Below are 19,310 nucleotides of genomic sequence, written 5' to 3'. Positions count from 1 at the left end.
TTGAACGCCACGCCGGACCCGCGCTGGGCACCGCACGCCACCGTTGCCACGGTGGTGGTCGACGGCGGCCGCGTGTTGCTGGTTGAAGAGACCATCGATGGCCGGCAGGTGCTGAACCAGCCGGCCGGCCACCTCGAGCCGGGCGAAAGCCTGGCCGAGGCGGCCCTGCGCGAGACCCGCGAGGAAACCGGCTGGACGGTGCAGCTGACCCATTTCATCGGCTGCTACCAGTGGACTGCCGGCGACGGCACTGCCTTCCTGCGCTTCTGCTACGCGGCGCGCCCGGTCTCGCACGACCCGGCGCAGCCACTGGACACCGGCATCGACCGCGCGCTGTGGCTGACCCCGGCCGAACTGCAGGCCGCCGGCGAGCGCCAGCGCAGCCCGCTGGTCTGGCAGGTGGTGGCTGATTACCTGGGTGGCCAGCGCCATCCGCTTTCGCTGGTCCGGGAGGTCGCATGAGCACTCCGCGCGTGATGGTGGGCGTCTCCGGAGGTGTCGACTCTTCGGTCGCCGCCTGGCGCCTGGTACAGCAGGGCGAAGCCGTGGCCGGCCTGTTCATGCAGAACTGGGCCGACGACGGCAGCGGTGACTGCCGCGCCGAGGACGACCGCCGCGATGCGGTGGCCGTCTGCGGCCTGCTCGGCATCCCGTTCCACTTCCGCGATTTCTCCAGCGAGTACTGGCAGGGCGTGTTCGAGCACTTCCTGGCCGAGTACGCCGCCGGGCGCACCCCGAATCCGGACGTGCTGTGCAACCGCGAAGTGAAGTTCAAGCACTTCCTGGATGCCGCCCGCGAGCTGGGCGCCGAACGCATCGCCACCGGGCACTATGCACGGGTGACCCAGCGCGGCCACCAGTGGCTGCTGCTGCGCGGCGCCGACCGTTCCAAGGACCAGAGCTACTTCCTGCACCAGCTGGGCCAGGAGCAGCTGGCGGCCACCCTGTTCCCGATCGGCGACCTGGAAAAGACCGACCTGCGCCGGATCGCGCGTGACGTCAGCCTGCCGACCCACGCCAAGAAAGACTCCACCGGCATCTGCTTCATCGGCGAGCGTGACTTCCGCGAGTTCCTTGGCCGCTACCTGCCGGCCAGGCCCGGCCAGATCCTCGACCCGGCCGACGGCAGCGTGATCGCCGAACATCCGGGCGTGTTCTATTTCACCCTGGGCCAACGCGAGGGCCTGAACATCGGCGGCGTGCGTGGACGCCCGGCCGCGCCGTGGTACGTGGTCGGCAAGGATGTGGCCAGCAACGTGCTGTACGTGGACCAGGACCGCGACAGCAAGTGGATGCTGTCCGAGCGCCTGCGTTCGGAAACCGCGCACTGGATCGCCGGTTCGCCGCCGGCACGGCGCTTCGAATGCACCGCCCAGACCCGCTACCGCCAGCCCGACGAGCCGTGTACGGTCCAGGTGCTGGACGATGGCAGCGTGCTGGTCACCTTCGCGCGCCCACAGCGCGCCGTTACCCCCGGTCAATCACTGGTGCTGTATGACGGTGACGTGTGCCTGGGTGGCGCGGTGATCGCCGCCACCGATGCGCCGCTGGAACAGCGCCTGCGCACCACCCCTTCCCCTTTTGAGGTAATCGCTGCATGAGTTTCACTGTCGACGACCGCGTCCTGGCCCTGGCCGGCATTGCCCAGGCCCTGCAGCAGGTACGCCGTATCGCCGATACCGGCCATTCCGACGCCGCCGCCGTGCGCACCGCCGTGGACAGCGTGTTCCGTGTCGATGCGTCCTCGCCGCAGGAGGTGTTCGGTGACCGCCATGCACTGAAGTCCGGCCTGCGCCTGCTGCACAACTACTTCCGCAGCCAGGGCCAGGACCCGATCCTGCCCAAGCTGGCCCTGTCGGTGCTGCAGCTGGAGCGTCGCTTCGTTCAGGATGGCGCCACCGTGAACAAGGTCGCCTCGGGCATCGAGCGCGCCCAGCGCCAGGCCACCGAACTGGGCGACAGCGGCCACCCGGACGTGCTGGCCAACCTGGGAGGCCTTTACGCCGACACCATCAGCCACCTCAAGCCGCGGGTCATGGTGCAGGGCAACCCGCACTACCTGGGCCAGGCCGGCGTGGTGGCCGAGATCCGCGCCCTGCTGCTGGCCGCGGTGCGCGCTGCGGTGCTGTGGCGGCAGCTGGGCGGCAGCTACTGGGACTTCCTGTTCAGCCGCAAGGCGATGATCGAGGCCGTGGACCGGCAGCTGGCCTGAGGGTGTGGGGTCGGATCCCTTTCCGGCACGGAAAGGGCTCTTACCCCGAAGCCGCCAAGGCGCCGGAAAACCGGCGCATTCAGAATGCACTTCGAGGCACATCGACGTTAAAGAGAAAGGGGGTACGGCCGATACATCCTCCGTGCACCTCCCGAGAACGTCCATGTACTCACGCATTTTCATCCGTCTGGCCGCCCCCCTGGCTCTGACCCTGCTGCTCCCCTTCGCCATCGGTTTCGAATGGCCGGCCGCCCTGCGCTGGGCGATCCTGACCACGATGACGCTGAGCTGGCTCGGCTTTGCGTGGTGGACCACCCGCGCCCAGGCACACCGTTCCCCGGAACACGCCCGTGTCCTGCGTGAGCAGGACCAGCTGCTGACCGAACTGCGCAATTTCGTCGGCAACGAGATCGAGGGTTCGCGCGGCGAAGTGGAACGCGCCCGTGACCTGATCCGCCAGGCCGTCTCCAGCCTCGGTGGCAGCTTCGATGCGATGAACCGCAAGTCGCGCCAGCAGAGCCAGGCCCTGTCGCGCATCGTCGACCGCGCCGGTGACGAAGGCAATGCCGGCCTCGACGTTGCCCGTTTCGCCCAGCACGCCAGCCACCGTATGGAACAGCTGGTCGAAGCGCTGGAACAGGTGAGCGGCCAGAGCAGCACCACCGTGCAGCACATCGACCAGATGGCGCAGCACCTGGATGGCATCTTCGCGCTGCTGGAAGACGTCAAGTCGATCGCCGACCAGACCAACCTGCTGGCCCTGAACGCTGCCATTGAAGCGGCACGTGCCGGTGAAGCCGGTCGTGGCTTCGCGGTGGTCGCCGACGAAGTGCGCAACCTGTCCGAGCGCTCGACCACCTTCAACGAGCAGATCCGCAAGCTGGCACACAGCTCCAAGGACGCCATCGCCAAGGTGCGCGAGACGGTCTCGCACATGGCCTCGCGTGACATGGACCGCTCCCGCGAAGCGCGCCAGGAAGCGGCGGCGATGCTCGACAACGTCGCGCAGATCAACGCCTCGCTGGGTGACGGCATGCGCGAAGTGTCCGAGTGCGCCCGTTCGATCGATGGCAGCGTGGCCGAAGCCGTGCGCGCCCTGCAGTTCGAAGACATCGCCACCCAGGCGCTGGGCGGCGTGCACACCCACCTGGACCGCCTGACCGCGATCAACCGCGAAGCGGTGGCCCTGCAGGAACTGCTGCACCGCAATGGCGGCGTATTCGACGAAGAGATCGCCACCGCCCTGCAGCGCACCGGCAGCCGCCTGCGCGAACTGCGCAGCGAGTGGGAACGCCCGCCGCACAAGCCGGTTGCCCAGCAGAGCATGGGCGCCGGCACCGTCGAGCTGTTCTGATCCTGATGTCCGCTGCCCTCGCCGGCAGCCCGCAAGGCCCCGGTTCGTCCGGGGCCTTTGCCTGTGACCCGCCGTTGGATGCATCCTGTACCCGCACCATGACCCTGATCCGCGCCCTGCCCTCCCTCACCGATACCGAGCGCCCGCGCAACGCGAGCGTGCGTGAGCAGCTGCAGCAGCTGGAGGATGTGGCACGCGAGGAGATCCGCGAACTGCAGCAGCTGGCGGACGCGCGCCCCGCCCCGCCGCGGGCGGACGAGGCGCTGCTGGGACTGGCCTGGGACCTGGGGTTGGACGGGGAAGCGCTGAAGTAGATCCACGCCATGGGTGGATGGCTTTCATCCGCCGGTGTGACGCCTGGCCCTCGCCGCAACATCCACGCATGGCGTGGATCTACTGTCCGGGCAGTGGCATGATCCACCGATCCCGTTCATGGAAGACCGATGGCCATCGCCCTGATCGCACTCCTGCTGATCGAGACCGTCCTTCTGATGGCGTGGGTGGCCAGCTATTTCAGCTGGGGCATCACCCTGTTCAACGAACGCATCGCGGCGTCACCGGCCATGCAGGCCCGGCTCTCGCTGGGCAGCCTGGAACGTGACCTGCCGCAGGACAGATGGCTGCAACTGGCCTTCCATGCGCTGCCCGATGGCAGCATGGCGTTCCGCGAGAGCTTCGCGCCGAGCTTCGGCCTGCGCTACTTCCCGGTGATGCGCGGTCGCATCGTACTCAACGCGCGACGGCACGAAGTGCGGGTGATTGGCCTGTGCAGCTGGTTCGTGGCGATCCTGTCGCTGTTGCTGTTGCCACTGGTGGCGATGCGCCCGATGGTGGCACCGATGCTGCTGGTGCTTCCGCTGTTCCTGGCCAGCTATCTGGTCCAGAAGCGGCGCTATGCGGCCATTGTTGAGACGCTGCGTATGCAGTTGAAGGCGGAATTTCCGAGGTAGATCCACGCCATGCGTGGATGATCGAGAGGCACAGGCATCCGTGCCGACCAACGGTCGGCACCCACCAAAGCGGGTTGTGGTAGATCCACGCCATGCATGGATGGTCGCCATGCGGCGCCTGCTTAGGCATCCGAGACACCCTTTCCGTGCCGACTGAGAACACCCGAGACAATCCCCGCGCCAATCGCGCCGAAACCGAAAGCGATGACATTCCTGACGGTCGATATGAGCAGCGCGAAGTTCAGTTGCCAAGCGGTAGGAGGTAACCACCTGGAAATGTCCTGCAGCCGATCAGATAGCAGCTCGAAGCTCAGATAGTTCACGCTTGCACTGAGTATCAGGAGACTTCCAAACACACATTTCGAATGGTCGCCATGTACGTTTCTTCTGCAGAAGAGGTAGAAAACCAGGTAGAAATTGATCACCAACGACGCAATTGCGCTGGCGAAACTACCGTCGGCCGTGATGAAACGCGCCTCCGGCAGCCGTGCCTGAAGCTCACTGAGCCCACCCCAAGTGCAGAGCGCGACGACAACGAACATCTCGACCATGCGCATGTCGCTAGTTCGGCAAGGATCGTCGATCCATTCCCGGAAGCGAACAGGCAAACTCTTCGCGTCGCAATCCTCGCCCGATCCTGCTGATGAAATAATGCGCAACTGAGGAATCATCTACTCAGCGCACCAGCATCACTTCCCCACTGGCATCGGTGCGCAGCGAAACCGGCTGTGGCTGGCGCAGCCACTGCGCCAGGTCGCGCGGGCTGAGCGGGCGCGAGTACAGGTAGCCCTGGATCTCGTCGCAGCCCTGGCGGCGCAGCATGTCCTCTTCCTGGTGCGTTTCCACGCCCTCGGCCACCACCTTCATGCCCAACGCGTGGCCCAGGTGCACGATGGCCTGGGTCACTTCAGCCGTACCCGAATCGTGCAGCATGCCCTGCACGAAACTGCGGTCGATCTTCAGGCGCCCCACCGGGAAGCGGTTGAGGTAGTTGAGATTGGAGAAGCCGGTGCCGAAGTCATCCACCGCCAGCGGCACGCCGTGCCGTTCCAGCACGTCGAAGCAATGGCGCAGGATGTCGGTGTCACGGATCAACGCCGACTCAGTCAGTTCCAGCTCCAGCCGCTGCGGTGGCCAGCCATGGGCGTGGCAGATTTCGATCACGCGCTCGGCAAAGCCGCGGTCTCGCAGCTGTACCGCAGAAACATTCACCGCAATGCGGTCGAAACGCAGTCCGGCACGGTCCCAGGCGGTTGCCTGGCGGCAGGCCTCATTCAGCACCCAGTCGCCGATCCGCACGATCTCGCCGCATTTTTCGGCAATGGGGATGAACTCGGCCGGGCTGCAGTAGCCGATCCCGGGGCGGTGCCAGCGCAACAGTGCCTCGATCGCCGGCGGCTCGCCGTGGTGGGCGTGCAGCAGCGGCTGGTAGGCCAGGCTGAACTCTTCGCGCTCGATGGCGCCGTGCAGGGCATGCTCCAGCTCCAGCTTGCGCTGGATGCGGGCCAATGCGTCCTGGCTGTAGTACTGGTAGGTGTTGCGCCCCGCTTCCTTAGCCGCGTACATCGCGGCATCGGCGGCACGCAGCAATGAATCGAAATCGGTCTGTGCATCGCCCAGCATCGCGATGCCGACGCTGGCGCCGACCTTCAACGTGGTCTCGCCACGCCGCAGTGGCTCGGCCAGCGAAGCGATCAGCTTGCGCGCGACGTGGCCGGCGTCTTCCGGCTCGGCCAGGTCGCGCAGTACCACGATGAATTCATCACCACTGAAGCGGCCGAACAGATCGTTGTTGCGCAGGTTCTGGTGCAGGCGCGTCGCCGCGGCCTTCAGCAGTGCATCACCGGTGGCGTGGCCGAAGCTGTCGTTGATGGTCTTGAAGCCATCCAGGTCGATGAACAGCATCGCCAGCGATGTGCCACGGTCACGTGCTTCTTCGATGGCCTCTGCCGTCTGCTCGCCGAGCAGCACGCGATTGGGCAGGCCGGTCAGCAGATCGTAGTGGGCCAGCAGTTCGATGCGCTCGTTGGCCTCGCGTTCGCGGGTGATGTCACGGAACAGCACCACGAAGCGCGGTGGCAGGCCGTCACGGCGGTCCAGCTCGATCAGCACCTGCACCCAGACGCGCAGGCCGGACTGGCGGTAGAAGCACAGGTCCAGCTGCTCGGGCAGCCCGCCGTTGGCGATGCGCGCCAACGCCGCTTCGAAGGCATTGCGTGAGTCCTCGGTGTACAACGCCAGCGCCTGGTCGAGGGTGATCGGTTCCTTGCGCAGGCCGTGAATGCGATAGCACTCCTCGGTCCACTGCATGTGCCGGGTCTTCACCTCGATCTCGCAGCCGCCGATGCGGCCCAGCGCGGAGACGCGGTTGAGCAACTCGGTGCGCCAGCGGATCAACGCGTCGGTCTGGTGCTGCTCGGTGATGTTCTGCACCTGTCCGAGCAGTCGCTTGGGCTGTCCGTCCATGTCCAGCAACGGCTGCATCCACAGCCGCAGGTGCTGCGACGGCTCGTTGCCCCGGGTCAGTTCCAGTTCGAGATTGGCGGCACGGCCATCGCGCCACAACCGCCGCCACGCCGCACGCAATGCGCCACGGGAACGTGGGTGCAGCTGCTTCAGCCAGCGCCGCTGGCCGGGCACGGCGCCCTGCTCCAGCGCAAGCATCGAACGCAACTCCGGCGACCACCAGAAATGACCACTGTTGGGGTCGAACGACCAGCTGCCCATGCTGGCGATGCGCTGGGCCTCGCTCAGGTGAAGCTGCTGTTCCTGCAGCAGCCCTTCCAGCTGCTTCTGCTGTTCGATATCGGTATGGGTACCGACCATGCGCAGCGGCTGGCCATCGGCGGTGCGCGCGACCACGCGGCCCCGGTCGAGTACCCAACGCCACTGGCCATCGGCCTGGCGGAAACGGAACTGCGCGCTGTACTGCTCGCTCAAGCCACGCAGATGCTCTTCCAGTGCGGCCCGCACCTGGGCGATGTCCTCGCCGTGCACGCGGGCCAGCATCTCGGTGGCGGTTTCATCGCCCACTGCCGGGGTGCGCACCACACGGTCACTGGGAATGTCCCAGTCCCACAGGCTGTGGCCAGCACTGTCCAGCGCCAGCTCCCAGCGCCCACCGCCGCCGAGCGGCACCGGTTCGGGAATGCTCAACGTGAAGGCCAGCAGGTTGCCGGCGCCATCGTGCACGGCGCGCAGGTGGCCATCGTAGTGCCCGTGCGGGCCACCCGGCAGCGTGCAGGCCACGATGCCGCCATCGGCAGCCATCAGGCGCAGATCTTCCAGCATCGGCGCATACGCAGCCACGGTGGCCGGCAGGCCATGCTCGCGCGCAGCCGGATTGGCCGCCAGCGGGCGACCCGTGCGGTCGACGATGACCAGCGCCGACGCAAGCGGGTGCTGCAGCAGGCTGGCGATGATCCCTTGGTCCACGCGATCTTGCTCCGGATGACACGCCCGTCAGCGGGGCACGCAGTGGTTAACGGCGCCTGCGGCGGATAATTGAGTGGTCTGGGCGCACCTGCGCGGTAAGATGGCCGGCGCCCCTTTCAACCAGCCCGTCCATGCCTGCAGAACCGACCGGCACCGCCCTTGTACCCGATCCGCGGATGGCGCAGGCGCTGAGCCGCGACCGGCGACGGGTGGTCCTGAGCTACCTGGTGATGGCATTGGCCTGGATGATCGCTTCCGACAGTGCCGTGCAGGCGCTGGTGCCGGATCCGCAGCAGGCGGCGATGTGGCAGAGCGTGAAGGGCTCGTTCTTCGCACTGGCCAGTGCCGGCCTGCTGTATCTGCTGCTGCGGCCGCTGGCCGAGCATGTGCTGCACACCCATGCGCGCCAGCAGGCCTCGGAGCTGCGCCTGCGGCAGATGTTCGAGGGCAACCCCGGCCCGATCCTGGTCTACGACCTGGACACGCTGGCGATCCTCGATGCGAATCCGGCTGCCTGTACCGCCTTCGGCTGGGAGCGTGACGAATTGCTGGAGCAGACCATCGACGCGTTGTGGCCGCCAGGCCAGGACCAGGCGCTGCAGACCAAGCTGGAGGCGATCCGCGAGGCGCCGGAGGAACTGTGCATCCTGCGCACCCAGCTGCAGCTGCGTGACGGCTCGCTGCGGCAGATGGAACTGCGCTCCAACGCCATCAGCTATGACGGCCACAACGCCCGCTTGTTGATTGCCATCGACCGCACCGCCGAAGACCTGGCCCAGCTGCGCCGTGACCAGGCGCTTGCGCGGGTGGAAGAAGCCCACGAACTGGCGCGCATCGGCGCCTGGGAACTGGACCCGTCCACCGGCATGGGCCGCTACTCCAACCAGGTCTACCGCCTGCTTGGCCGCCGGCCGCCGGAAGCCCGCCGCTGGCACCGCTTCGACGAGCTGCTGGTTCCCGCCGACCCTGCCACCGCCACCCAGACCGAACAGCTGCTGGCCGACCTCTGCTCGGGTGATCCGGTGCAGGTAGACGTACTGCTGCCCCTGCTGTCGATGGACGGACGCGCCCTGATGGTGCACCTGCGTGCCGCCAGTGGTGTCGATGAGTCCGGCCGCAGCCGCGTACTGGGCACCCTGCAGGACGTGACCGAGCGGGAGCAATCGCGACGCCTGCTGCGCGAGCGCGAAGAACAGTTCCGTGAGCTGGTGCGGGTGCTGCCCGATGGCGTGGTGATCCTCTCCGACGAGCACGTGCTGTACACCAACGCCTGGGCGGCCAGCCTGTTCGGCTATGGCAGCCATACCCTGCTGGGTGAGCCGCTGTCGGCGCTGGTCGCTGCCGGTGATCTGGCCCGCGTCCGCGGCCAGCTGCGTGCAGGACAGCCACACCTGGGCCCCGGCCACAGCAGCGTGGTGGCCATGCAGCGCGCCGACGGCCGCAGCTTCCATGCCGGCCTGGCGGTGGGCGAGGTTCGCTATGGTGGCCGCGACTGCAAGCTGCTGATCGTGCGCGACCTCAGTGATTCCGAACGGACGCGCAGTGCACTGGAAACCAGCAATCGCGAACTGCAGGCGATGGCCGGCCGCCTGTTCTCCCTGCAGGAAGACGAGCGCCGCGCGATCTCGCGCGATCTGCACGACGACATCGGCCAGGCGATCACGGCGATCAAATTGTCCGCCCATGCCGCGCAGGACGAGCACGATCCGCAACGCCGCGCCGAGGACCTGGCACAGATCGTCAGCCTGGCCGACACCACGGTAGCCAAGCTGCGCGACATCTCCACCCTGCTGCGCCCTCCGCAGCTGGACGCGCTGGGCCTGGAAGCAGCCCTCAGCTGGCAGGCACGGGTGCTGTTCCGTTCTTCGCAGGTGGAGCTGCTGGCCGAGATCGAGCCCCTGCCTCATCGCCCCGACAACAGCATCGAACAGGCCTGCTTCCGCATCGCACAGGAGAGCCTGACCAACGTGCTGCGGCACGCACGCGCGAGCCAGGTACACCTGCAACTGCGCGACATTGGCAAGCGCAGCCTGCACCTGCAGATCCGCGACGACGGCGAAGGTTTCGACCCGGACGGCCCGCGCGGCCTGGGCCTGATCGTGATGCGCGAGCGCGCGCAGAGTGTCGGCGGCCATGTGCGCATCGAGTCCGCACATGGCGAAGGCACCCTGATCGACGTTCACCTCCCCTACCAGGCGGCCAGCATGGCCGCCGTTGAGTCACCGGAATACTGAGCCTATGTGGAATCCCAACCAGCCGCCGGTCAGCATCGATGATGCACCCGATCGCCTCGGTGCCGGCAACCCCGAGCTGCAGGCGATGGTCGCCGAAGCGGCCTCCGGCGGCACCGCGCTGATGCTGATGCACGTGGACATCGACCACTTCGCTTCCGTCAACGAGAACATGAGCGCCGAGGTGGGTGACCAGGCGCTGGTGCTGGTGGCGCAGCGGTTGCAGTCCTACCTGCGGGGTCGCGGCAAACTGTGGCGGCATGGCAGCGACGAGTTCCTGATCGCGGTCCCGCGCAACGCCGACGTGCCGCTGCCGGAGGACTTCGCCGAGGAGATCCGGCAACAGATGGAGTTGCCCCTGTCGGTGCTGCCGTACACGCTGTTCATGACCGGCAAGCTGGGGGTGAGCCTGTGCCCGGAACACGCCAGTAACGCCTCGCGACTGCTCGACCACGCCGAGGATGCGCTGTACCAGGCGGCCCGCGAAGGTGGAAACGCGGTGCGCATCCATGCAGTGGATACCCCGCCGAGCGCGCACAGCGAGAGCATCATCGCGCGCCAGAGCGTCGACGCGATCCCCAACGGTGAGCTGAAGCTTCGCTACCAGCCGCTGGTCAGTGCCCGCGACGGCCATGTGGTGGGCATGGAGGCGCTGCTGCGCTGGCAGTCCCCCACGCTGGGCATGCTGGTACCGGAGCGCTTCATGCGCACCGCCGAGCGGCTGGGCATCATCGTGCAGATCGGCACCTGGGTGCTGGAGGGCGCGCTCAAGCAGGCCCGCCTGTGGCGCGACCAGGGCTTCGACGACTTCACCATTGCCGTGAACGTCTCCACCCTGCAGCTGCTGCGGCCGAACTTCTTCGCTGAAGTGATGGGCCTGATCCAGGCCGCGGGCGTGCCGGCACAGATGCTGACGCTGGAGATCAACGAAAGCGCGCTGACCAACAATGTCAATTTCGTGCACGAGACACTGGCCAACCTGCGCAACGAAGGCATCAGCCTGAGCCTGGACAACTTCGGCACCGGCGATTCCAGCCTCAGTGCGCTGGTGCGTTACCCGGTGGACAAGCTGAAGATCGACCGCAGTTTCATCAAGAGTGCACCAGCCGGCAACCGCGAGGCGGCCATCGCACGCGCGATCATCGCCATGGGCCACCAGCTGGGCATGACGGTCATTGCCAACGGCGTGGAATCGCAGGCGCAGCTGGGCTTCCTGCGCCGCAACGACTGCGACGTGTTCCAGGGCTACCTGTTCGGCGAACCGATGTCGGCCGATGCCGCCGGCATGACCCTGCGCCGCCGCTACCTGCGCCCGGAAGCCTTCGCCGAGACCCGCCCGGACCGCACGCTGCTGCTGCTGGACGACGAGGAGAACGTGCTGCGCTCGCTGGTGCGCCTGTTCCGCCGCGATGGCTACCGCATCCTGGCCGCCGGCAACGTGCGCGATGCGTTCGATCTGCTGGCGATCAACGACGTGCAGGTGATCCTGTCCGACCAGCGCATGAGCGACATGAGCGGCACCGAGTTCCTGGGCCGGGTGAAGATGCTGTACCCGGATACGATCCGCCTGGTGCTGTCCGGTTACACCGATCTGAACACGGTGACCGACGCGATCAACCGTGGCGCGATCTATCGCTTCCTGACCAAACCGTGGAACGACGATGAGCTGCGCAAGCACATCCACCAGGCGTTCCGCACCTATGAGGAGCAGCGTCGCAGCAACGCCGGTCCGGCGCCTGCCGAGAGCGGCGATGGCGGCGAGGATCGCCCGCTGCGGTAACGATCCCGTCTGGTAGAGCCGGCCGCTGGCCGGCTGCTCTCGATGCCCGGTTCAATGGGGTTGCCGGCCAGCGGCCGGCACTACCCGAAGCGCGAACCCAGGTCGGGGACAAGCCCTGGTAGAGCCGGCCGCTGGCCGGCTGCTCTCGATGCCCGGTTCAATGGGGTTGCCGGCCAGCGGCCGGCACTACCCGAAGCGCGAACCCGGTCGGGGACAAGCCTTGGTAGAGCCGGCCGCTGGCCGGCTGCTCTCGATGCCCGGTTCAATGAGGTTGCCGGCCAGCGGCCGGCCTACCCGAAGCGCAAACCCAGGTGGAGGACAAGCCCTGGTAGAGCCAGCCGCTGGCCGGCTGCTCTCGATGCCTGGTTCAAAGAGGTTGCCGGCCAGCGGCCGGCACTACCCGAAGCGCAAACCCAGGTCGGGGACAAGCCCTGGTAGAGCCGGCCGCTGGCCGGCTGCTCTCGATGCTGGATTCAATGAGGTTGCCGGCCAGCGGCCGGCACTACCCGAAGCGGTCAGCGCGGCTGCTTCACCGGCAGCACCACGCGGAAGCGCGAGCCCACGCCCGGGGTGCTGTCCAGGTCGATGCGGCCATGGTGCTTGTTGATGATGCTGTAGGAGATCGACAGGCCCAGGCCGGTACCGCTGCCCACCGGCTTGGTGGTGAAGAACGGATCGAAGATGCGCTGGCGCAGTTCCGGCGAGATGCCGCCGCCAGTGTCTTCAAATTCGACCCATACCTGGTCACCGTCGACACCGGTACGCACGGTGATGGTGCCGCGCTCGGCAATGGCGTGGCCGGCGTTGAGCAGCAGGTTCATGTAGACCTGGTTCAACTCGGACGGCAGGCATTCCACCAGCGGCAGCTGGCCGAACTCACGCACCAGGGTGACCTTGTATTTGAGCTCGTTCCAGATGATGTTGATGGTCGATTCCAGCCCTGCGTGCAGGTCGACCAGCTTCCACGATTCGTCGCGGCCGGAATAGGAGAAGTCCTTCAGGTCACGCACGATGCGGGTCACCCGTTCGATGCCTTCGCGCGATTCGGCCATCAGCTGCGGCAGGTCGCGGCTGATGAAATCGATGTCCAGGCGGTCACGGATATCGTCGATTTCCGGAATCAATGCCTTCGGGTCGGGCGCACGAAGGGCGCGTTCGTAGGCTTCGATCACCGTGAACAGGCTGCGCAGGTACTCCTGCAGGCTGCCCAGGTTGGAGTGCACGTAGCCGATCGGGTTGTTGATCTCGTGCGCCACGCCGGCAGCGAGCTGGCCGATGGACGCCATCTTTTCCGACTGCAGCAGCTTTTCCTGGGTACCGTTGAGGCGCAGGTAGGCCTGGCGCAGCTCGGCATGGCGCTGCTGCAGCTCGCGCTCGTAGTCTTCCTGCCCTTCGATATGGCGGAACAACGCCAGGAAGTGCCCTTGGCCGACCGGGCCGTGGTGGTAGAGGTGGGCGATGACCACACCCTCCCCCAGCGGCAGGCTGCCGTTCCAGTGACCATGCTGCCGCGCCTGTTCCAGCGCATCGGGTGGCAGCAGCTCACGCAGCCGCTGCGGCGGCAATGCACCGTCCTCCCCACCGGCCAACAGGTTCTGCGCAGCCGGATTGGCCAGCGCCACCTGCCCGTCTTCAGTGAACAGCAGCAGCCCTTCGCGCAGGCGCTCAAGCAGGGCCTGCAGCACCGGCTGCGGAGGAAGGGGGGCGGTAACCAGGGCGTTGGCAGCGGACACGGCGACTCGGGACGTTCGAACAGGCGCCCAATATACGCGGTCACGCAGCGGGCTTCAGCCCGCGGGGGTGGGTAGTGCGACCGCCGTCGCGTCAGGCGACGGCGAGTGGGCGGCGGGCAGTGACGGTGTGTGACTGGCCCTTGGCGTCATAGGCCGAGGCGTCTTCGGTACGGCCCAACTGGCGCAATGCCCAGTTGACTTCGCGTCGGCGCCGCGAAAGCAGCACGCCATTGGCGCGGTTGCGCTCGGCCAGTTCCTGCAGCTGCTCGCCCTGCCCCACCGGCGGCGCGCCTTCCAGCGCACGCAGCGCTTCCAGCTTGGCGCCGGTGGCCCGGATCAAGGCGTGTACGTCGTGCTCGACCAGGGCCTGGCGTTCAACGTCCAGGGCCTGGGCGAGGCGCTGCAGCGGCTCGCTCATCGCCGCGGTCATCCGTGCAGCTGCTGGTCCAGATCGAGCATGCGCGATGCGATCGCGTCCGGATTGATCTTGTAGGTGCCGTTCTGCAGCGACTCGCGCACGGCGGCCACGCGCTGGGCGTCGATCGCCGGGGCGGTGGTCAGCTCACGCTCGATGGCCTGCAGATTGGTGGCCTCGCCGGTCAGGCGCAGGCTGTCGGCCGCCTCGACCGGGCGCGCCGCCGCATCGGTGCTGACGCCGGGCTTGTTGGCCGGGGTCGTCACGCTGCGCAGTGCCTGGGGGACCTGCAGGTTGCCGTCGATTTTCTGGCTCATGGGGTGTCCTGGAGTTGCCGTTCACAAGGGATAACGGCCGCAGGGCCGTGATCTTTAGGGATATTTTGCGGTAATTCAACGCGCCACGATTACGTCACCTGCGGCATCGACCGTGCCCTGCACGATCCGCCGCGAGGACAGGTTCTCGACCGAGACCCGCTCGTTCTCACCGGCATCACCCATCGCACGGCCGGCAATGCGGACCTCGACCGAACCGCGACGCGACACCAGGGCTACATTGTCTCCTCGCCTGATGAGACGCTGAACCACCAGGTCGTTGTTCGACAGCAGGGCTCCGGCCTGCAACGGACGGCGGGCGATGCGGCCGATCGCTGCATTGGGATCGGCCAGTACCGCACCGGCAATCCGGGCAGCGTCACGCTGGGCAGTGGTGATATCGGCGGCGGTGAGGGTTTCTCCAGTGCCGATTCCACGATTGAGCACCAGCACGGTCTGGTTGCGCCGCACCTTCACCGGCACGAACAGGCGCCAGCCCCCCGCATCAGGGCAACTGACCTCCACCGTGGTGTTGGCGGTAGGCTGCACCTGCAGCGCGCCGCCACACTTGGGCAGGCGCAGCGCATCGGCCACCTGGGCCTCACCCTCACTCCCGGCCGGCAAGGTCGTCAGCGCTGCGGCGCGGATGCTGGCTACGGGCTGCCAGTCGGCGGCCGCCGCCCACGGCGAGGCCACAGCAAGCGCGATGGCCAATAGAGATGTGACCCGGCGCATGGCGCCTCCTGTCGATGGGACCTGGCCCAGCTGCGTGCAAGGTGTGTGCCAGAGACCGGGTCTCGGGATGGGGATGTGTAGAGTCGACTGTTAGTCGACTTTCGCGTTAGTCGACTTTCGCGCGAAGCGCGCGGGTTCCCGCGACCGGATAAGAGCAGTCGACCGCGAAGAGCAGTCTGCTAGAAGAGCAGTCTGCTAGAAGAGCAGTCGACTAACAGTCGACTCTACAGAAGCGGTGTGGAGCGCGTGGGCGGCAGAGCGCCCTCAAGTTCGGCGCCTACCCCGCCGATACAGCAGCCATGTCCCATGACCTGCTCAACCGGATCGACCAGCGGACCCGACTGGCCGGCCACAATCGCCTGGCGCTGCTGCTGTTCCGTCTCGGCGGACGTCAGCTTTTTGGCGTCAATGTCTTCAAGGTGCAGGAAGTCCTGCGGCGCCCGGAACTGTTCCAGGTGCCCGGGCTGCCCAGCCAGTTCTCCGGCGTGGCCGACGTGCGTGGCCGCTCGGTGCCGGTGCTGGACCTCGGCCTGGCGATCGGCCATCCCGAGCGCGAGCCGGAGGCGGACACCTCGCCCGGCTACCTGGTCGTTACCGAGTTCAACCGCTCGATCCAGGGCTTCCTGGTCAGCGGCGTGGAGCGCATCGTCAACATCGCGGTGGAAGACATCCATCCGCCGCCGGAACTGGGCGCCGAATCGAGCTACCTGACCGCAGTGACCCGCTTCCAGGGTGAACTGATTCAGGTGATCGACGTGGAAAGCGTCCTGGCCGACATCGCCCAGGTGCGCGGCGAAGCGGTGCTCGATCCGGCGATGGCGATGCCCTCCGACGGCCCGCAGCTGCAGGTGCTGGTGGTGGATGACTCGCGCGTGGCCCGCCAGCAGATCCGCAGCGTGCTCGACCAGCTGGGCGTGGGTGCCACCCTGCTCTCCGACGGCAAGCAGGCGCTGGACCATCTGCTGCAGATCCACGCCTCGGGCGAGAACCCGGCCGAGCGTTATGCCATGGTCATCTCGGACATCGAAATGCCGGCCATGGACGGCTATACGCTGACGACGGAAATCCGGCGCCATCCGGGCCTGGCCGGCCTGTACGTGCTGCTGCACACCTCGCTGTCGGGCGTCTTCAACAACGCCATGGTCGAGCGCGTGGGCGCCAACGCCTTCGTCGCCAAGTACTCGCCGCACGAGCTGGCCGATTTCGTGCTGGACCGTCTGCGCAAGGTGGCGCTGGCGGCCTGAGGCCACTGATCCGGTAGTGCCGGCCGCTGGCCGGCAACCGCAGATCCATCGGGGAGCCGGCCAGCGGCCGGCACTACCCTCTCGAATTTGGCACACCCCTTGCAGCTTCCCGGGCAACGTTCCCGTGGGAGTGCACCGTGCGCAACCTGATTACCGACTACCTGGGCGTCCATGCCCAGGCCATGCCGTTGCGCGAACAGCGGATGAAGCTGATCGCCAGCAACCTCGGCAATGCCGACACTCCCGGCTACAAGGCCCAGGACCTGGACTTCGATGCCGCCCTGCGCCATGCCCAGGGGCAGGATGCCAATGGCCTGATGGCCACCACCCATGAGCAGCACTACGAAATCAGTAGTGGCCTGAACCCGTTCCAGATCGCGCGCGAAGGCGTGCAACCCAGCCTGGACGGCAACACCGTCGATCCCGATGCCGAGCGTGCGGCCTATGGCCGCGCCGCGCTCGAGTACCGCGCTTCGCTCAGCTTCGTCGAGAGCAAGGTGCGTTCCATGTTGACCGCGATCACGGGGCAATAAGCCATGAGCAACCTGCCGATCTTCGATATCGCCGGCTCCGCGCTGCAGGCGCAGTCGGTGCGCATGAGCACCATCGCCTCCAACCTCTCCAACGCCGATACCGTCGCCGGTTCCGCCGACGCCGTGTACAAGCCGCTGGAGCCGATCTTCCAGGCCGTCACCAGCAAGAACGATCCGAACATCACCTCGGTGAAGGTGAAGGAGATCACCCAGAGCGATGCGGCGCCGATCAAGCGCTATGAGCCGGGCCACCCGCTGGCCGATGGCGATGGCTACATCTACCAGCCCGACGTCGACCCGGTGGCGCAGATGGTCAACCTGATCTCGACCTCGCGCAACTACCAGGCCGGCGTGGAGATGCTGACCACCGCCAAGGAACTGGCCCTGGCCACCCTGACCATGGGCCGCTGAGGCCCGCAGTACCGGATACCGCCATGACCACCGCCGTCAACAACCAGACCAACCAGGACGTCTACACCGCACTCGGTCTGAACGCCCCGAACAGCAACGCCACCAAGAAGAAGAACACGCTGGACCAGGCCGATTTCCTGCGCCTGATGACCGAACAGCTGCAGCACCAGGATCCGCTGAAGCCGATGGACAACACGCAGATGGTCGCGCAGATGGCGCAGATGTCCACCGTGCAGGGCATCACCGATCTGAACAAGACGGTGAAGGGCTTCCAGGAATCGATGGCCAGCGACCAGGTGCTGCGTGGTGCGGCGCTGGTCGGCCACCAGGTGCTGGTGCCGTCGGAAAAGCTGGTGCTGGAAAAGGAAGGCAACGTTGAAGGCACGGTGGCCGCGCCCTCGGCCGGCATCATCACCGTCGACATCACCGATGCCACCGGCGCCAAGGTCACCTCGCTGAGCGTGGAAGCCAAGGCCGCCGGCGAGACTGCGTTCCAGTGGGACGGCAAGGATGCCAACGGCAAGCGCATGGAGCCGGGCAAGTATTCCATCGTTGCCAACCACGTCGATACCGCCGGCAAGAGCACCAAGCTGTCCACCTACGTGCAGGCGCCGGTGGAAAGCGTAACCGTCGGTTCCGACGGCCTGTACCTGAACCTCAAGGGCCTGGGCACGGCCCCGATCGACTACGTGCTCCGCGTCAGCTGAGCCGCACACCCCGCACTTACCAGGAGCATCCCATGGGCTTCAATGTCTCGCTGTCCGGCATCAATGCCGCCAATTCCGACCTGAGCGTCACCGCCAACAACGTCGCCAACGTCAACACCACCGGTTTCAAGGAATCGCGCGCCGAGTTCGCCGATCTGTTCTCGGCCACCGGCTATGGTCTGTCAAAGAACGCCGTGGGTTCGGGCGTCCGTGTCTCCAACGTTGCCCAGCAGTTCAAGCAGGGCCACAACGAACAGACCGGCCGCAGCCTGGACATGGCCATTTCCGGTGAAGGCTTCTTCACCATGAACATGAACGGCACCCGCGTGTACTCGCGCGCCGGCAATTTCCAGACCGATCCGTCCGGCTACGTGATCAACCCGCAGGGCGCACGCCTGCAGGTGTTCGCGCCGAATGCCGATGGCACCAACTTCGATGCCGGCCGCATGGTCGACCTGCAGCTGCTGACCACCGACAGCCCGCCGAAGCAGACCAGCGAAGTGAAGGTCGGCTTTACCCTGCCGGCCAACGCGAAGCAGCCGACGGTCACCACCTTCGATCCGACCGACTCCAACAGCTACAACCACTCCAGCGGCGGCATCACCGTGTACGACTCGCTGGGCGTCAGCCACATCCAGGTCTCGTACTTCGTGAAGGGTGCCAACCCGAACGAGTGGACCGTGCGCAACTACGTGGACGGCCAGCCGGCCGGCGCGCCGACCCCGGTCACCTTCGACAACAGCGGCAAGCTGACCGCACCGGCGGACGGCAAGGTCAGCCTCGGCACCTTCACCCCGACCACCGGTGCCGGCGTGCTGAACATGACGCTGGACGTGAGCGGCTCGACCCAGTACGGCGAAAAGTTCGCGCTGCGCAACACCCAGCAGGATGGCTACGCCGCCGGCAAGCTCAATGAGATCACCGTGTCGGAAACCGGCGTGGTCTACGCGCGTTACTCCAATGGCGCCGACAAGCCGCTGGGCCAGGTCGCGCTGACCACCTTCAACAATCCGCAGGGCCTGGAATCGAAGGGCAACAACCTGTGGGTGGACACCTTCAGCTCGGGCACCCCGCGCACCGGCATGCCGGACACCTCCAATCTCGGCAAGATCCAGGCAGGCTCGCTGGAAGCATCCACCGTCGACCTCACCGAGCAGCTGGTCAACATGATCACCGCGCAGCGCAACTTCCAGGCCAACGCGCAGATGATCACCACCCAGGACCAGATCACCCAGACCGTCATCAACATCCGTTGA

19 protein-coding genes are annotated in these 19,310 nt (G+C 66.6%); 13 read left to right on the top strand and 6 right to left on the bottom strand.

The features are described 5' to 3' along the window. From AC5P6X_RS20330 to AC5P6X_RS20305, 6 genes are all read left to right on the top strand, one after another. On the top strand, positions 1-462 hold the full coding sequence (locus AC5P6X_RS20330) for an NUDIX hydrolase (RefSeq protein WP_005409590.1): 462 nt from the start codon (positions 1-3) through the stop codon (positions 460-462). Beyond that, complete coding sequence (gene mnmA / locus AC5P6X_RS20325) at positions 459-1,601, top strand: tRNA 2-thiouridine(34) synthase MnmA (RefSeq protein WP_005413280.1); 1,143 nt, start codon at positions 459-461, stop codon at positions 1,599-1,601. The genes AC5P6X_RS20330 and mnmA overlap by 4 nt, the downstream gene beginning before the upstream one ends. Beyond that, positions 1,598-2,212, top strand: coding sequence for a high frequency lysogenization protein HflD (hflD, locus tag AC5P6X_RS20320; protein WP_005413279.1), 615 nt, complete (start codon positions 1,598-1,600; stop codon positions 2,210-2,212). The genes mnmA and hflD overlap by 4 nt, the downstream gene beginning before the upstream one ends. A 163-nt stretch (positions 2,213-2,375) precedes the next feature. Further along, positions 2,376-3,566 carry a methyl-accepting chemotaxis protein gene (locus tag AC5P6X_RS20315; protein ID WP_005409587.1) on the top strand — a complete coding sequence of 397 codons (1,191 nt, stop codon included), beginning with the start codon at positions 2,376-2,378 and terminating at the stop codon, positions 3,564-3,566. A gap of 98 nt (positions 3,567-3,664) precedes the next feature. Then, positions 3,665-3,880, top strand: a complete 216-nt coding sequence (locus AC5P6X_RS20310; protein ID WP_049397481.1) for a hypothetical protein — start codon at positions 3,665-3,667, stop codon at positions 3,878-3,880. 129 nt (positions 3,881-4,009) lie between these two features. Further along, complete coding sequence (locus AC5P6X_RS20305) at positions 4,010-4,516, top strand: hypothetical protein (RefSeq protein ID WP_065183784.1); 507 nt, start codon at positions 4,010-4,012, stop codon at positions 4,514-4,516. A gap of 122 nt (positions 4,517-4,638) precedes the next feature. On the opposite strand, the gene AC5P6X_RS20300 is transcribed toward AC5P6X_RS20305, so the two are convergent. Further along, a complete protein-coding gene (locus tag AC5P6X_RS20300) occupies positions 4,639-5,187 on the bottom strand; it encodes a hypothetical protein (protein ID WP_329755684.1) in 549 nt (182 codons plus the stop codon). Positions 5,188-5,191: 4 nt separating this feature from the next. Further along, positions 5,192-7,951 carry a bifunctional diguanylate cyclase/phosphodiesterase gene (locus AC5P6X_RS20295; RefSeq protein ID WP_005409584.1) on the bottom strand — a complete coding sequence of 920 codons (2,760 nt, stop codon included), beginning with the start codon at positions 7,949-7,951 and terminating at the stop codon, positions 5,192-5,194. A 131-nt stretch (positions 7,952-8,082) separates the two neighbouring features. On the opposite strand from AC5P6X_RS20295, the gene AC5P6X_RS20290 reads away from it, so the two are divergent. Both AC5P6X_RS20290 and AC5P6X_RS20285 read left to right on the top strand, forming a co-directional pair. After that, positions 8,083-10,185 carry a sensor histidine kinase gene (locus tag AC5P6X_RS20290; RefSeq protein ID WP_005409583.1) on the top strand — a complete coding sequence of 701 codons (2,103 nt, stop codon included), beginning with the start codon at positions 8,083-8,085 and terminating at the stop codon, positions 10,183-10,185. 4 nt (positions 10,186-10,189) lie between these two features. Next, complete coding sequence (locus AC5P6X_RS20285; RefSeq protein ID WP_495215584.1) at positions 10,190-11,962, top strand: EAL domain-containing protein; 1,773 nt, start codon at positions 10,190-10,192, stop codon at positions 11,960-11,962. Positions 11,963-12,477: 515 nt separating this feature from the next. On the opposite strand, the gene AC5P6X_RS20280 is transcribed toward AC5P6X_RS20285, so the two are convergent. From AC5P6X_RS20280 to flgA, 4 genes are all read right to left on the bottom strand, one after another. Beyond that, entirely contained in the window at positions 12,478-13,695 is a 1,218-nt protein-coding gene (locus AC5P6X_RS20280) for an ATP-binding protein (RefSeq protein WP_005409581.1), read from the bottom strand. A gap of 91 nt (positions 13,696-13,786) precedes the next feature. Next, entirely contained in the window at positions 13,787-14,125 is a 339-nt protein-coding gene (locus AC5P6X_RS20275) for a flagellar protein FlgN (protein ID WP_005409580.1), read from the bottom strand. Continuing rightward, entirely contained in the window at positions 14,122-14,427 is a 306-nt protein-coding gene (flgM, locus tag AC5P6X_RS20270) for a flagellar biosynthesis anti-sigma factor FlgM (RefSeq protein ID WP_005409579.1), read from the bottom strand. Before flgM ends, AC5P6X_RS20275 begins: the two co-directional genes overlap by 4 nt. Positions 14,428-14,502: 75 nt before the next feature. Continuing rightward, positions 14,503-15,159 carry a flagellar basal body P-ring formation chaperone FlgA gene (gene flgA / locus AC5P6X_RS20265; protein WP_099604756.1) on the bottom strand — a complete coding sequence of 219 codons (657 nt, stop codon included), beginning with the start codon at positions 15,157-15,159 and terminating at the stop codon, positions 14,503-14,505. 299 nt (positions 15,160-15,458) lie between these two features. On the opposite strand from flgA, the gene AC5P6X_RS20260 reads away from it, so the two are divergent. From AC5P6X_RS20260 to flgE, 5 genes are all read left to right on the top strand, one after another. Next, positions 15,459-16,403 carry a chemotaxis protein gene (locus AC5P6X_RS20260; RefSeq protein WP_005409577.1) on the top strand — a complete coding sequence of 315 codons (945 nt, stop codon included), beginning with the start codon at positions 15,459-15,461 and terminating at the stop codon, positions 16,401-16,403. 137 nt (positions 16,404-16,540) lie between these two features. Continuing rightward, positions 16,541-16,936, top strand: coding sequence for a flagellar basal body rod protein FlgB (flgB, locus tag AC5P6X_RS20255; RefSeq protein ID WP_005409576.1), 396 nt, complete (start codon positions 16,541-16,543; stop codon positions 16,934-16,936). Positions 16,937-16,939: 3 nt separating this feature from the next. Beyond that, complete coding sequence (gene flgC / locus AC5P6X_RS20250; RefSeq protein WP_005409575.1) at positions 16,940-17,347, top strand: flagellar basal body rod protein FlgC; 408 nt, start codon at positions 16,940-16,942, stop codon at positions 17,345-17,347. 23 nt (positions 17,348-17,370) lie between these two features. Continuing rightward, complete coding sequence (locus AC5P6X_RS20245; RefSeq protein WP_005413273.1) at positions 17,371-18,054, top strand: flagellar hook assembly protein FlgD; 684 nt, start codon at positions 17,371-17,373, stop codon at positions 18,052-18,054. 32 nt (positions 18,055-18,086) lie between these two features. Then, positions 18,087-19,310 (top strand): flagellar hook protein FlgE, encoded by a 1,224-nt coding sequence (flgE, locus tag AC5P6X_RS20240; protein WP_005409573.1) that lies wholly within the window; start codon positions 18,087-18,089, stop codon positions 19,308-19,310.

This window comes from Stenotrophomonas sp. YJH_SMC_40, from assembly GCF_059368615.1.
This window is presented reverse-complemented; position numbering and strand designations above follow the sequence as displayed.